Origin of the sequence: Formosa algae, from assembly GCF_001439665.1 — a bacterium.
GTDB lineage: Bacteria > Bacteroidota > Bacteroidia > Flavobacteriales > Flavobacteriaceae > Formosa > Formosa algae.
Genome location: NZ_LMAK01000069.1, coordinates 13353 through 28499, shown reverse-complemented (window position 1 = coordinate 28499; position 15147 = coordinate 13353). Strand labels below are relative to the sequence as shown.

The 15147-nt window shown below is 30.1% G+C and carries 15 protein-coding genes; all 15 read right to left on the bottom strand.

Annotated features, from left to right (window positions below):
- The coding region (locus tag AST99_RS15205) for a hypothetical protein (protein ID WP_157486421.1) at positions 1-211 on the bottom strand (211 nt) is incomplete at its 3' end.
- Positions 208-1203 (bottom strand): glycosyltransferase family 2 protein, encoded by a 996-nt coding sequence (locus tag AST99_RS15200; protein WP_057783162.1) that lies wholly within the window; start codon positions 1201-1203, stop codon positions 208-210. The genes AST99_RS15200 and AST99_RS15205, both read right to left, overlap by 4 nt.
- Positions 1196-2170, bottom strand: coding sequence for a glycosyltransferase family 2 protein (locus AST99_RS15195; RefSeq protein WP_057783159.1), 975 nt, complete (start codon positions 2168-2170; stop codon positions 1196-1198). The genes AST99_RS15200 and AST99_RS15195 overlap by 8 nt, the downstream gene beginning before the upstream one ends.
- 6 nt (positions 2171-2176) lie before the next feature.
- Positions 2177-3205 (bottom strand): glycosyltransferase family A protein, encoded by a 1029-nt coding sequence (locus tag AST99_RS15190; RefSeq protein WP_057783157.1) that lies wholly within the window; start codon positions 3203-3205, stop codon positions 2177-2179.
- Positions 3202-3933, bottom strand: a complete 732-nt coding sequence (locus AST99_RS15185; protein WP_083495708.1) for a sulfotransferase family 2 domain-containing protein — start codon at positions 3931-3933, stop codon at positions 3202-3204. Before AST99_RS15185 ends, AST99_RS15190 begins: the two co-directional genes overlap by 4 nt.
- Before the next feature lie 19 nt (positions 3934-3952).
- Positions 3953-4891, bottom strand: coding sequence for a glycosyltransferase family 2 protein (locus AST99_RS15180; RefSeq protein ID WP_057783155.1), 939 nt, complete (start codon positions 4889-4891; stop codon positions 3953-3955).
- A complete protein-coding gene (locus tag AST99_RS15175; protein WP_057783153.1) occupies positions 4892-5749 on the bottom strand; it encodes a glycosyltransferase family 2 protein in 858 nt (285 codons plus the stop codon). It lies immediately after the preceding gene.
- 6 nt (positions 5750-5755) lie between these two features.
- Positions 5756-6559 (bottom strand): glycosyltransferase family 2 protein, encoded by an 804-nt coding sequence (locus AST99_RS15170; protein ID WP_057783152.1) that lies wholly within the window; start codon positions 6557-6559, stop codon positions 5756-5758.
- A 35-nt stretch (positions 6560-6594) separates the two neighbouring features.
- A complete protein-coding gene (locus AST99_RS18915) occupies positions 6595-8145 on the bottom strand; it encodes a DapH/DapD/GlmU-related protein (protein ID WP_232301633.1) in 1551 nt (516 codons plus the stop codon).
- A 6-nt stretch (positions 8146-8151) separates the two neighbouring features.
- Complete coding sequence (locus AST99_RS15160) at positions 8152-9522, bottom strand: sulfotransferase (protein ID WP_057783150.1); 1371 nt, start codon at positions 9520-9522, stop codon at positions 8152-8154.
- 72 nt (positions 9523-9594) lie between these two features.
- Positions 9595-10872, bottom strand: a complete 1278-nt coding sequence (locus AST99_RS15155) for an ABC transporter ATP-binding protein (protein ID WP_057783148.1) — start codon at positions 10870-10872, stop codon at positions 9595-9597.
- 25 nt (positions 10873-10897) lie between these two features.
- The gene (locus AST99_RS15150) at positions 10898-11761 is read right to left on the bottom strand and encodes an ABC transporter permease (RefSeq protein ID WP_057783147.1); all 864 of its coding nucleotides are present in this window, start codon (positions 11759-11761) and stop codon (positions 10898-10900) included.
- Between the two features lies 1 nt (position 11762).
- On the bottom strand, positions 11763-12785 hold the full coding sequence (locus tag AST99_RS15145; protein ID WP_057783146.1) for an NAD-dependent epimerase: 1023 nt from the start codon (positions 12783-12785) through the stop codon (positions 11763-11765).
- A gap of 1 nt (position 12786) precedes the next feature.
- Entirely contained in the window at positions 12787-14178 is a 1392-nt protein-coding gene (locus AST99_RS15140; RefSeq protein WP_057783144.1) for a UDP-glucose 6-dehydrogenase, read from the bottom strand.
- Positions 14179-14184: 6 nt separating this feature from the next.
- On the bottom strand, positions 14185-15141 hold the full coding sequence (locus AST99_RS15135) for a GDP-L-fucose synthase family protein (RefSeq protein WP_198151530.1): 957 nt from the start codon (positions 15139-15141) through the stop codon (positions 14185-14187).
- Positions 15142-15147: the final 6 nt, after the last annotated feature.

Sequence of the window (15147 nt, the reverse complement as noted above, 5' to 3'; positions counted from 1 at the left end):
TCATCGTATTTAAAGATAATACAGCCCCTAATAAATCAATATTATTATTTTCAATTGCTTCTGCTAATTTTTGGTTTGCTTTTCTATAATTAATTATAATGTTAAAAGACTCATAAATACACTTACTCTTTGATGAATACCCAATAGTATTACCGATCCAAGTAGCCCCAGATCTATCTATTCCAGTTACTAATATTGGTTGTTTATTCATAGTTTTAATAACTTGAATTTTGTATTAATTATTTTTTTATAACTTTTACCTTGTGGGACATTAGAACAAACTTTACTGTAAACTTTATCTAAATTTTCTTCACTAACTTTTAGTGCCTTATTAAAATCTATAAAAGCAGAGTGTCTTGCATCTCTTGCTTTCCAATTAAATATAATCCATTTTAGATTCACTTTATACTTCAAATTTCTATATATTATTTTTAAAAATTCTGATTTTGGAACACTTAAATCTCTTACAAAACCAAATGATTTATAAATAAAATATAACACAATAAAAGTACGTTTATACACAAAATCCGGATATTCATGATGGTAATGATTAACTCGATTTCTATAATCGTAAACTATTCTATAGCCTTTTATTAACGCTGCTTTTGCCCAAAGCATATCTTCTCCAAAAGCAACAGTTTCGAATGGTAATTGCTGTAAAGCCGTTTTTCTATACATGGCAATAACATCATCCCAACCACAGTATTTAAATTGCTCCTTTTCACCCAAATTTATAAATTCTTCAGAATCTTTAAACTGTATAACTTTAGGTTTAGGTTTAGAATAGGGCCTAAACCATTCATGTGGATTTGTATCATCCCTTTTTGGTACAATTTGTTGTCCACAAACACCCATAACCTCAATATCGTCAAAGTGAGTTAACATCCTTTTTAATAAATGTTCATCTGTAGTCCAAGCATCCTGAACTGTCATAAATACAAACTCTCCTTGACATTGAGTTATTGCAAAATTTCTCGTAGCCCCATGGTTAAATGTTTTAGGATCTATAGAAATCACTTTAACGAACTCGAAAGCTTCTAAGTATTCTAACGAACCATCATTACTTCCTGAATCAATAATAACAACCTCAATATCTTTTAGTATAGATTGTACTTGGATTCCTTTAATAAATCTCTCCAAGGTATCCATACCATTTTTAACAGGGACAACGATAGAAATATTTATAGACTTCGTTTTACACATGATATTTTCCTATTGCACTATTATTAGACACTACACTCATTTTAAGTTGATTGTATTTAGATTGCATAAATTTTAATTTAATACTCCTACTAAATCTTATTAATGCCATCAGAATAATATTGCATTTTATTTTTTTGGGTAGTACTGATTTAATTTGATTGTAAAAATTCATAAAAAAATTGAATTGCATTCCTTGAATCCCACTAACAAGCACATGAATAACCATAACCAAATGATCATAAGTTTCTAATTTAGGTTGTGCTTTCACCCATTCTAAAAGAATCCTTTTGCTTTCTAACTTAACTAATGAATTTGTATTAGATTGACTAATTGAATGTGCTGAATCTTTTCTATACCAACAATCAATTGGCAAGTCATAAAACAACTTAAAAGTTAATGGAAAAGTTAACGCCTTTAAATGAAGATCTATATCCTGCCAACATTGTAATTTGGGTTCAAATAATCCTATAGCTTTTAAAGCATCAATTTTCCAAATAGGACCAGTTGTTTGCCAAACAGCATCTAAATTTAAAAAACGCTGTAGAACATCCTCTCCTGTATCTAAATTCCAAATCCGTGAATCATCTCCGGGATGCTCTTTAAAAAACTGCATTTGAAAAACTGTAAAATCTAAATTTGGATGTGATTCCATAATTTTAAGTCTTTGTGCTATACAGTTAGGTGCCAATAAATCATCTGAATCAAGGAAAATAACAAAATTTCCTTTTGCATGTTCTACACCAATATTTCTACATACTGATGCGCCTTTAAGATGATGAATTCTATCAATCCAAATTATTTTAGAATTTTGATTATGAAATTCATCGACAACCTGCTTAGAATTATCTGTACTTCCGTCATCAACCACCAAAGCCTCCCAAGAATCAGAAGTTTGATTTAAGATAGACTGCAATGTGTCTCTAAGATAATTTGCTCTATTATAATTTGGGATAATAATTGAAACCACTAAATATTATTTTTTTAGTTTTTGTTTTAATGAAATAGCACGTTTAATATTTTGCTCACCCAAAATAGGAAAAAGTATACCTCTCCATGTTTGTGGTAAACGCCAACCAACTTTTAAACTTTCCTTAATTAAATATGAAACTAATTTATAATCTCTAGCTGCCACAGCAACTTTATAAAGAAAACTTAAATGATTTGACGGGTACAACATACCTTTATTTGAAATGGCTTTAAAATTATCCAAACCTCTTTCATATTCAATGTTTCCAATTTGCTCACCTCGCATAAGAGGATCACTCCCTTTTTTTATTCTTTCGTCTGCATATTCTAATGCTAGATTCCTAAAAAATCGTGTACTCGACTTATGCATCTGAGTTGCCGAACCTGGATTTAATCGTAATTTATAAGGTGATTTATTTAAAATAGCAAATTTGTACTTCTGGGTAATTCTTAGCCATAAATCATTATCTTCACTAGTTAAAAACTCAGTTCTATACCCTTCAAACTCATTAAAGACAGAAGTCCGACATAACACCGTGCCATGAACTACAGGGCAAAATGGTTCGAAATGTTTTCGTTGAGCATAAATTAATTCTTTTCCTTCAAAAATATGATCTTTCGGTTGTAAATGTAATTCTGAAACTTTACTGTTTTCAGTCATAAAATTACAACGTGTAGACACAGCTGCAACATCTGGGTTCTTTTCTAAAAAATTAACCTGCCATTCTAACATCCAGGGTTCAGACATATCATCGGCGTCATGACGCCTAACATAAGGTGTATCAATCATGCTAAGACCTTTGTTAAGACTTCTTGAGACTCCCATATTCTCTTGCTCTATACTAATTATTCTTGAATCTGAGTAAGACTCTATGATAGCTTGCGTATTATCTTTAGAACCATCATTTATAATTAAAAGATTGAAATTAGTATATGTTTGCGCCAAAATAGAATCTATCGCTTCGTTTAAATAAGCTTCTCCATTATATACAGGCATTAAAATGGTTACTTTAAAATTTATTGCTTTATTTCTCAAGGTTTAAATTTATAATTAAATTCCTTAATATCTTTCTCATACACATCCTCAACAATCTCAATCATCTTCTCAGTATAAAAATTATAATATGGTGATTTATTGTCCGTAACGTTATGTTTTTCTAAAACGGAATTACCATTAATATGCTCTGAAATCACGCGAAATGAATTCTCCATATCCTCGAATCGGCCAATAAAATCCATATTTACTTTACCTTCAGAATTTATTAAAAAATCATATTGAGGTATAAAATGTACTCCTTTATAAATATTTTCCTTATTAACCCAGTTCAAGACGAAATCTTCAAATGAAACAAAATCAATTAAATGCTTTTCGGCCCATTCTTTATCGGCTACACTAAACCCTCCTTTTTTTAAAAAATTATATGCCGAAAATAAACGATCCCACGGATTCCGCACAATTGTACATTTATAATACTCATCAATTGTTCTCTTTGGGTATTTTTTTTCATAAAACCTTAAACTACGATGCCCACCACCATAATTACCGAATAATGCAAGGTTTACTGCAATTCCCGCGCTTTTCGGTAAATGAATAAAAATACATTTATAATAATCGAAAACAAAATAAGAATAATAATTGCCAGGATTATTTTGTTCCTTTTCTTTATATAATTTGATACAGAACCTTCTTCTATTATATTCCAAAAGATATTCCTTGAATGGAGATGGAATTAACGTTTTAAATATTTCTTTTATTTTCAACATAATTTAAACAGGTATAAATTTAGTTTTCAATAAATTGTCTTCTAGAATCTTTAGCCATTATTCTCTTCACATTAGTAGCAGTTCTTATTTTAAATAAAAATTTAATAAAGCCTAAATTACTACCTATAAAACCAGACAAATCTTTCAAGTATATTTTTTTAACATTGTTAATATTTACCTTGTAGATAGCCGCCCAAAGTCCTTGCAACGCATTTTTATTCAACATTGTGTATTGCTCATAACTCCAATGATACCACTCTTCTGTTTGAAATTTTAAATTTTTAAAAAATAATAATTTTTTATAATGATGATTATCTCTGGCATGATAACCATGGCAGTTTGATAATACACCTATTTTCTTTTTGTGATAAAGAACTCTCATAATATAGTCGCTATCTTCACCATACATAAAGTAATCATCATTAAAACCACCTATATCTTCTAAAGTTTTAAGTGGCAATAGCCAAATTGCAGCATTTACATACTTTGTGTCGTAGCATAGTTGTTTTTTATCGAAATATAAATCATTTAAAAATTGATTATTATGTCTAAGTAAAGCTGCACCAAATTTAGGATCGATTTTAGATCCATCTCCATTAAGGTGAATTGGACTTAATATGCCATAATCTGTATTTTTAACAGAAAAATCTATTAACTTTTCTACAGTATCTTCATTAACCCAAGCATCTTGATTTAATAAAAAAGCAAAATCTGCCTGATCCTCTAATACGCGTTTTAAACCTATATTATTTGCGCGGCCAAAACCTAAATTTTCATTAGGTTCTATAACTTCTACTTCTGGATAGTGCTTTCTTATAATATCAGGTGTATTATCTGTAGATCCATTATCTATCACGATAGTATGTAATTGCTGAGTAGATTTTTCTAAAGAACCAAAACATTTATCTATCCATTTGGCTCCGTTATAGGTAACTATTATGACGTAAACTTTATACATTTATTTTATGTTCTTTTTTAATAATTTACCTATTCTGTTATATCTAAAAAACAGTTCTTTCCTTAAAGAGGGATGAAGATACCAGAAAAAATGTTTGTAAATCAATACAGGATATAATGTATAATCCTTAATTTTATTGTTACTATTTTTAACAGTCGCTTGATTTTCATGCAATCTAAAACTAATTAATTCTTTATCTACAAAACCTACATCATATTTTTTAAAAACACGATACCAATATTCATAATCTAAAGACTGTTTTAAATCTGTTCTAAAATATCCTATTTTATCAAATACTTCTTTCTTTAATAATACTGCAGTTGGTTCTCCTACTTTATTTTTGGGATGAGCTAAAAAATTTTCATCTTTTAATAACGCTTTTCCTTTTTGTTGTGGATTAAGGTCTTTCCAATGAATATGTAACTCTTTAAGGTTTTTAATCCATTCTAGATTAGATGCATCTACAGATTCCATTAAAATTTTACGTCTACAAAAAGAAATACCCATGTTTTTATTAATTAAAAACGGTTGTAATAAATCTTCTATGCATGTTTTTTCTAATAAATCGTCTTGAAATAAAAATTTAATATACTTACCATTGGCTTTTGTTACCGAATAATTCCAGTTTGCACCAATACCATTAGGATCATGATTAAAAACATGAATAGGAACATCTGTTTTTAACTTTATTAAATTAACAATTTCTAATGTTTTATCTTTAGAATTATCATCTGAAATAATGATTTCTATATTTTTATAAGACTGTTTAATAGCCGAAAGTAATGCTTCTTCTAAATATGTTTCACCATTATAAGTAGGAATACATATTGAAACTAAAGGGTTTTCTTTTGTACTCATATATACCTATAATCTTTTTCTAATTTGAACAAAAAACCAACATTTAAAGGCAAAAAATCTTTTTGATATTTTAAACGATGAATCGGAAAAAACACGAGATGCTCTAGCTAAAACATGTTCTGGAGGTAAACTTTTCCATCCATATTCAATAATCTTAAAATCTCTATCTTTATCAAAAACAGTATCTCCATTTACAGAGCTAAAACCACCATCTGCGTATTCTGATATAATTAAAGGTATATACTTTTTCTTAATTTCCGGATTAAAAAACCAACGCATATTATGGTCCCAATCTGCATGTGCTTTATATTTTAAATCAAAGACTCCCACTTTTGAAAACACGTGTTTATTAAAAAATATACCTTGATGACATAGATTCCTATTAATTAAATCTGTAAGTGAAAAATCTGCAGATCTACGTCCATTAAAAGCAACTCCACTTATATCCCCATAAACAACTTCACATGGATTTTTATCTATAAAATCGTATAGATCTTGAAAGACAGTTTCTGAATAAAAATAATCATCTGAACCTAAAAAGAATAACCATTCACCCTGAGCAAAATCAATACCTTTATTCATAGCATCGTAAATACCTTTGTCTTTTTCAGATATATATTTAATAGAATTTGGGTATTTTAAAGCATAACTTTTAATTATATCAAGCGTACCATCATTAGAGCCTCCATCTATAATTACAATTTCATAATTTATAAAATCCTGTTTAATTATAGAGTTTATAGCAACTTCTAAAACTTCAGAAGAATTATATGTTGGAATAATAATGGAAAAAAAAGGAGTGTTTACCATAAAATGAAATAATTTATAAAAAAGTAAAGCTTAAATTATAATTTTGATTTATTAATTAATTTTTCGACATCAAAAAAATATTTTTCCACATCTTGAAGTTCAGATTCATTATAATCCCACCACTTAAGTGCTAATAAACTCTTTATTTTATCTTCTGAGAATCTATATTTTAAAATTTTTATTGGAGCGCCTACAGCTATAGCATAAGGAGGAATATTTTTACTAACAACACTACCTGCTCCTATAACAGCACCATCTCCTATGTCTACTCCGTTGAGTATAATAACATTGGCACCAATAAAAACATCGTTTCCAATTTTAATACTCTCCATTTCTTTAAACTTATTAGTTGCAGACAGGGTCATCCCATTTTGTTTATTTATAGAATAAAACATAGGGTGAGTGGATATTCCATTTGTAGGATGCATTCCCCAACCACTAATTAAATTTGGGCCTATAGAACAAAATTTTCCTATTACAGTATTATTAATATGGCAATTTTTAGATAAATAAGTATAATTACCAACTAATACATTCAATAAATTATATGGCTCATCTAATTTAGTATGATTACCAAAATAAGTATTCATGTTTTTTGAAGAAGGACGATGAGATTTATTATTAAGTAATTCAGGAAAAATTATTAAAATTGTTTTTCTAAGTATTACCTTAATTTTATTTTTTACTCGAGCTTTAAATTTAGAATGCTCTTTTTTTGTCTTGTTAGGTTTCCATAGATTTTTATAGAAATCAATAATAATTTTTTCTGCTTTTAAGTTTTCTTCTAAAGGTATTTGTTTTACACTTACGGAATCTGATAAGCTATTTTGCTTAAATTTAGTTGTTGTTGGGTTGTTTTCTCCTGAATTATCAAAACCAATATTTTCAACTAAAGAAACACCAGGATAAACGGTATACCCATTTTGCATTAGTACACTTACATGCCATTTAATAAACCAAGTTTTTATTTTGCCTAACTTGTTTAATTTTAATTGAGCCCCTAAAACATCACCTCCAAATTTATTTATCAAGTTCCAATTATCATCTTTAATGGCATAATCTAATAATACATCTGTATCTTTTTCAAAATATTTCCAAGCTCTATCCCATGTCGCCCAACCCCAACATAGAGGTACATTAAAACAAAAAGTTTCTGGTAAAACATCTTTATGTGGGTACATAAAACCAGAAACATGCATAACTTTATTATTATCTTTATAAAAATCTAGTGCATTGTTCATAAACTTTAAAAAACCTGAAGATGTTACTATATCGTCTTCTAAAACAATAACCTTACCATATTTCTCAACAGTTTCTGTTACTCCATTAATTATAGATTCTGCTAATCCTTTATTTAATTGAGACTCAATAATGGTAACATTTTTACACCATTGTTCCTTTTTTAAAACAGCCCTGGTTTCTTTTATTAAATTTTGCTCTTCTAATGTAGCATCTTTATTTGGACCATCTGCATAAATAATTAAAGTAGACTCGTTAGCAAGTTCATTTTTAGATAAGGCTTGGAGTGTTTTAAAAGCATGATCTGGTCTGTTATAAACAAATAATATTATTGGAGCTGTATTCATATTAAACTATAAAAAATCTATATTATATTTATTAAGTTCTATTTCTATCTCCTTTTTAATATCACTTTCTTGAAGCGATTTTAATTTATCTTTATCTACTGATCTAATTTTATTACTAACCACACTTTTAAACTCGAAATTATCAAAATTTAAGAAATCAGACATTAGTTTATAATCTATAGATTCTAAGTTAATTTTTAAAGATTTAGAGCTTTCTAAACTATCTAATTGTTTTTTTATTTGTGAATTAATAAACACATAATACCAGCAACATTTTTGTAAAGCAGACATAGTATTCCATTCTATCTCTGAAACATCACCACAAGCGAATCCTGAAAGTCTATATTTAGCCCAGTCTAAACGATTATACTCAAAATATTCATTATTAATATACCAGTTTCTAGAAACCATTGAAGTTATTGTTGGAATTGGTTCTCTCACTAAGTGTATAAATTTAGCATTCGGAAAATAATCATTCAAAAAACCTATAAAATTCCAAAGTCTTTGATCTGAATGAACTATTAATTCTGTACCGTTTCCTGGCCAGGATTTAGTTTCAAAAATTTTATTTAATTCATTCAAAATAGATTCTTTACCTGTAAAATTACAAGCATAATCTGTACTTAATCTTACAAGTTGAAGAATATTTTCATGTGAAGCTATACAATTAGGGTGCTGATTTAAAATATCAACTATAGATGTAGACCCCGATCTTCCTGTACCTAACACAAAAACAATTTCTTTATTTCTATTTTCTTGATAAGATTTACTAAATAAACTTACTTCTTCTTTAGATAAAAGTTCTCCATTAATTCCTCCATATTTATTTTCTAAGATTAATTTTTTATAGTGCGCTCTATCTCTATTTTTAATTGATATTACCTGAGGAGCAACTACTATTTCCCCCTCATTGATATCTCTATTTACAACAGCCCCAATTCCTATTATGGCACCATCCCCAATGCTTACACCTGGTGCAATAGAAACATTCATCCCTATCCAAACATTTTTACCTATTATAACTGGACGAAAAGAATTATTTAAGTCATAAGGTAAAGCCGTGCCATTGTAATCATGATTATGAGTGTATATTGTTACATTTCTAGAAATATGAGTATTATCTCCTATTACCAAACCTCCTTTGGTAGAAAAATAAGAATTGTCATCTATATGTACATTATTTCCTACAATAACTTTATTAGCTTCCGATATAAAAAACTTATCGCCATTTAATTTAAAGCCATATCCCACACTTTGTAAACGTATTTCATAATCTAATTGTAGTTGTTTTTTAAGTTCTACGCTTTCTTTTTTTTCTATTTGTTTTATCCTATTATGAATTTTTTTAACAAATATTGCTTTTAAATTTTCAAACATATTTTTAAAACTGTAAACTATTATTTATAAACTTAAATAAAGACTCTTCTAAATTAATATTGAAAAAACAGTTTATGATTTTGTTTCCCATGTATAATCTACAAGCATACTTTGATTACCACTAGTAGGTAATTTACCCGTTCCATAAAAATCACCTCCTACAACAGTAAAATTACCGGCTTCTTGAATCCAATCAGAGACCACTTTATCAACTTCTATAAATATAGTATAGGTATAAACACCTTCTAATAAAGGAAATTTAGGTATTAGTAAATCTAGGCTACCGTTTAAATCTAACTCATTTTCATAATTAAATATATTACTAGGGCAATTAAATAATACTTCTCCTTTTTTATTTCTTACTCCTATTGAAACCTTAACTTTATTAAGATCAAACTTATCTATAGCTTTATAGTCTAACCTTATTCTTAACTCTTGCCCTGTAAGTATTGAGTCAATTTTTAAATTATCACTATTATAAAAACTTACCTTTTCAATTTTTATTTTCTGGTCACCTTTTCTGTCTTTTCTATCTTGTAAAGTAATTTCACTTTTTTTGAGGTTACCAGATATATACATTTCAATAATCTTATTGGTTGTATCTACAGCTTTAACTGTTCCGTTTTCTAACAAGACACAGCTATCACATAATTGCTCAATACTAGCCATGTTATGGCTTACAAATAGCACAGTTCTCCCCCCGCCTTCAGAAACTTCTTTCATTTTTCCGATGGCTTTTTTTTGAAACTCAACGTCTCCTACAGCCAAAACTTCATCAACAATTAAAATTTCTGGTTCTAAATGGGCAGCAACAGCAAATGCTAACCTTACGTACATACCTGAAGAATATCGCTTTACAGGTGTATCAATGTACCGTTCACAACCTGCAAAATCTACAATCTCATCAAATTTTGATTGTATTTCTTTCTTAGTCATACCCATAATAGCTCCATTAAGGAACACATTCTCCCTTCCTGTTAGTTCCGGGTGAAATCCAGTCCCAACTTCTAGTAAAGAAGCTATACGACCACGCGCTTTAATACTTCCTGTTGTTGGTGCAGTAACACGACTAAGTAACTTAAGTAAAGTAGATTTTCCTGCTCCATTCTTACCAATAATCCCTAAAACTTCACCTTTAGGCACCTCAAAATTGATATTTTCCAATGCCCAAACATATTCTGAATTTCCTTTAGTTGTTCTATCATTAGTTTCTCCAATTTTTAAGTATGGATTTTCTTTACCTCTTACCGTATGCCACCAACGGTTCATATCATGGGCAAAACTACCTGTACCTACAGTACCCAATCGATATTGCTTACTTAAATTTTCTACTTTTATTGCTGGTTTCATTTATTTCTTTTTTTTGTTATCAAGATTATACAGTATCCATAAACTTTTTTTCGACTCTATTATATGTAATTACTCCAGTAATCAGAACTACAACCATAAAACCAAAACTATAAAACAAACCAACCCAACTAAAGTTTCCGACTCCTAAATAAGCAAATCTAAACGTTTCAATTATAGAACTCATAGGATTAGCCATAATCGCTAACTTAATTTTCGGGTCTGTTATAGTATTTGCAGGGTAGATTATTGGGGTAGCATACATTCCTAATTGAATTATAAACCCTAAAAGAAATTTAAAATCCCGATATTTAGTGGTTAATGATGTAATTATCAAACCTAAGCCTAACGCCAAACCGGCAGTCATTAAAATTAAAACAGGAGTTAGTAAAATTAACGAATTAGGTAGAATGTTAGTTTCTACAAAAAACAAATAATACAAATAAACTACAATAAATAAGGTAAATTGTACAGCAAATGTCAATAATTTAGACACTACAATACTGACTGGCGTGATTAATCTTGGAAAATACACCTTACCAAAGACCCCTGCATTACTAGCAAAAGTATTAGATGTACCAGAGAATGCGGTAGAAAAATAATTCCAAAGAACTATTCCTGATAAATAAAACACCGCTTGAGGCATACCATCTGTACTCATTTTAGCAATTCCTCCAAACACTACCATAAACATTATAGTAGTTAATATGGGTTGAACAAAAAACCACAAAGGCCCAAAAACCGTTTGCTTATACACCGAGACAAAGTCACGACGCACAAACTGTTTTAATAGATCACGGTACCTCCATACCTCCTTTAAATTAAGGTCTAATAATTTAGATTTTGGATAAATTTCAATATCCCAATCTTCATTCTGTAATGAATCTTGCATATTAATTATAATATTTTTTATACCATGTTACAAATGCAGATACGCCTGCTTTAACATCGGTTTTTGGTTGATAATCATATTGTGTTTTAAGCTTAGAGACATTCGCATACGTTTGTTTTACGTCTCCAGGTTGCATGGGTAACATGTCCTTAATTGCTGGTTTATCTATTGCTTTTTCAATAGCTTCAATATAGTCTAGCAATTTTACGGGTTGGCTGTTACCGATATTGTAGAGTTTATATAACTGACTAGAATCTGAAGGTTCTATTAAAGTAGAAATTACCCCTGAAACAATATCATCTATATAGGTAAAGTCTCGGGATAAATCGCCATTGTTAAACACCTTTATAGGTTTATCATTAATAATAGCATCTGTAAATAAGAACATCGCCATATCTGGTCTACCCCAAGGCCCATAAACCGTGAAGAAACGTAAACCTATAGTTTCAAAACCATACAGATGACTATACGTGTGTGCCATAAGTTCATTCGCTTTTTTAGTCGCTGCATATAAACTTATAGGATGATCTACATTTGCACTTTCACTAAATGGCACATCATCACTATTACCATAAACACTTGAGCTACTCGCATAAACCAAGCGGTTAATATTATAGTTTCGACAACATTCAAGGATATTTAAAAAACCAATCAAGTTACTATCTGCATATGCATTTGGATTTTCCAAAGAATATCTCACGCCCGCTTGAGCGGCTAAGTTACAGACCAAATCTATAGTATGTGAGGCAAATAAATTTGGAAGCGTATCTCTGTCTTCCAAATTCATTTTTATAAATTGCATGCGATCTCCGAATGCAGTACTAGAACTCATGTTTAGTTCTATTTCTGCTTGATCTCTTTGAATACCTAGCTCTGCTAAACGTGCATACTTTAAATTTACATCGTAATAATCATTGATATTATCCAGACCAATTACATTATGACCTAGATCTAAAAGTTGTTTAGATACATAGAACCCAATAAATCCCGCTGCTCCTGTAACAAGAATAGTTTTAGTTTCCATATTATTGTCCGATTACATAAACCTGAAAACCAATAGTTTCTAATGCTTTTTTATCTAATACATTACGTCCATCAAATACAAAAGCAGGCTTCTGCATATTGTCATAAATTTTTTGCCAGTCGTATGTTTTAAACTCGTCCCATTCTGTTAACACAGCAATAGCATGAGCACCATCCAAAGCTTCATAAGGATCTTTTACAACTGTAAGTCCTTTTTCATTTGAAGCAGAGTCTCTTGTTTGTAAGTAATCTAAATCACCATACATTTGCTGAGCTGTCACTTTAGGATCATAAGCCACAATACTTGCTTGTTCATCTAACAAGATGTCTGCAACATAAATAGCAGCAGATTCTCTAGTATCGTTTGTATCTTTCTTAAAAGCCCATCCTAAGAATGCGATTTTCTTTCCTGATACTGTGTTATACAAGGTTTTTACCATGTTTTTAGCAAAACGATGTTTTTGGTGATCATTCATTATAATCACTTGCTCCCAATAATCTGCTACAGCATCTAAACCGTATGATTTTGAGATATATACTAAGTTTAAAATATCTTTTTGGAAACAAGACCCTCCAAAACCTACAGACGCTTTTAAGAATTTTGGTCCAATACGACTATCTTTCCCTATAGCATTACCAACTTCATTAACATCTGCTCCTGTTACTTCACATAATTCAGACAATGCATTTATTGAAGAAACACGTTGCGCTAAAAATGCATTTGCTGTTAATTTAGATAATTCTGAAGACCATAAGTTAGTCGTAATTATGTTTTCTTTGGCAACCCAAGTACCATAAACATTTACAAGAGCATCTATAGCTTCTAAACCTTCTGGAGTTTGTTCACCACCAATAAGTACACGGTCTGGAGCCATTAAATCTTCAACTGCAGTTCCTTCTGCTAAAAATTCAGGATTCGATAAAATTTGAAATTTAGCACCATTACCTGTATTGTCCAAAATACTCTTAATAGCTTGTGCTGTACGTACAGGAAGTGTAGATTTTTCAACAATAATCTTATCACTTGTAGATACACGCGCAATTTGGCGGGCACATAATTCGATATATTTCAAATCTGCAGCCATTCCTTTACCAACACCATAGGTTTTTGTAGGTGTATTTACAGAAATAAATACCATTTCTGCTTCGTCTATTGCTTTATCTACTTCTGTAGAAAAGAATAAATTTCGGCCTCTAGCTTCACCTACAACCTTATCTAATCCGGGCTCATAAATAGGTAAATTATCTAAGTTACTATCGTTCCAAGCAGCGATACGCTTTTCATTTAAGTCTACTACAGTAACTTTGATTCCTGGATTTTTTTGAGCGATAACCGCCATTGTAGGGCCTCCAACATAACCCGCGCCTATACAGCAAATGTTTTTAATTTTCATCTTGATTTATTTAGACAATTTAACTTGTTTCAATTCTGCTTGATGTTTTAAAAACCAAGCGTATGTTTGTTCTATTCCTTGTAATAATTCAGTTTTATAATGCCAGCCTGCTTCCTTTAACTTAGAAACATCCATTAATTTTCTTGGTGTTCCATCAGGCTTTTCTGAATCCCATATTATTTCACCTTCATGGCCAACAACATTTTGTATTGTTTCTGCCAATTCTTTAATAGTGATATCTTTTCCTGTGCCTACATTATATAAATGTTCTGGCAGTACATTATTTACAGCAAACACCACAGATTCTGCCATATCATCTACATATAAAAACTCACGCATAGGTGTTCCAGATCCCCATAAAGTTACTGGTGTATTACCTTGTGCTTTTGCTTCATGAAACTTACGTAGCATAGCAGGTAAAACATGAGACGTTTTTAAGTCGAAGTTATCGAAAGAGCCATATAAATTTGTAGGCATTAAACTTACAAAATCTTTATTGTACTGTTTTCTTATCGCTTCACAAGCCTTAACACCTGTTATTTTAGCTATGGCATACCATTCATTTGTAGGCTCTAAAGTATCTGTTAATAAGTACTCTTCTTTTAAAGGTTGAGTCGCAAATTTAGGATAAATACAAGAACTTCCTAAAAAAATAAATTTTTTAACCTCCTGTTTATGAGCAGCATCAATTAAGTTATTTTGAATCTGTAGATTCTCCATCAAAAATTGATATGGATAGTCACTGTTGGCTAGTATACCTCCAACACGAGCTGCAGCATCAATAATAACTTCTGGCTGTTCTGACGTGATAAATTGAGTTACAGCTATCTGATCTCTTAAATCTAATTCAGAACTTGTTTTTCCTATTAAATTAGTATAACCATCTGCTTTTAGAGCTCGCCATACAGCAGAACCAACCATTCCTCTATGCCCTGCGATATATATTTTTGAATTTTTATTCATAATACT

Excerpts from the sequence above, each read along its gene's own strand:
- AST99_RS15160 (WP_057783150.1), bottom strand. The coding sequence starts at position 9,522 with ATGTTTGAAAATTTAAAAGCAATATTTGTTAAAAAAATTCATAATAGG.
- AST99_RS15175 (WP_057783153.1), bottom strand. The coding sequence starts at position 5,749 with ATGAGTACAAAAGAAAACCCTTTAGTTTCAATATGTATTCCTACTTAT.
- AST99_RS15140 (WP_057783144.1), bottom strand. The coding sequence starts at position 14,178 with ATGAAAATTAAAAACATTTGCTGTATAGGCGCGGGTTATGTTGGAGGC.
- AST99_RS15180 (WP_057783155.1), bottom strand. The coding sequence starts at position 4,891 with ATGTATAAAGTTTACGTCATAATAGTTACCTATAACGGAGCCAAATGG.
- AST99_RS15200 (WP_057783162.1), bottom strand. The coding sequence starts at position 1,203 with ATGTGTAAAACGAAGTCTATAAATATTTCTATCGTTGTCCCTGTTAAA.
- AST99_RS15185 (WP_083495708.1), bottom strand. The coding sequence starts at position 3,933 with ATGTTGAAAATAAAAGAAATATTTAAAACGTTAATTCCATCTCCATTC.
- AST99_RS15150 (WP_057783147.1), bottom strand. The coding sequence starts at position 11,761 with ATGCAAGATTCATTACAGAATGAAGATTGGGATATTGAAATTTATCCA.
- AST99_RS15145 (WP_057783146.1), bottom strand. The coding sequence starts at position 12,785 with ATGGAAACTAAAACTATTCTTGTTACAGGAGCAGCGGGATTTATTGGG.
- AST99_RS15170 (WP_057783152.1), bottom strand. The coding sequence starts at position 6,559 with ATGGTAAACACTCCTTTTTTTTCCATTATTATTCCAACATATAATTCT.
- AST99_RS15135 (WP_198151530.1), bottom strand. The coding sequence starts at position 15,141 with ATGAATAAAAATTCAAAAATATATATCGCAGGGCATAGAGGAATGGTT.
- AST99_RS15155 (WP_057783148.1), bottom strand. The coding sequence starts at position 10,872 with ATGAAACCAGCAATAAAAGTAGAAAATTTAAGTAAGCAATATCGATTG.
- AST99_RS18915 (WP_232301633.1), bottom strand. The coding sequence starts at position 8,145 with ATGAATACAGCTCCAATAATATTATTTGTTTATAACAGACCAGATCAT.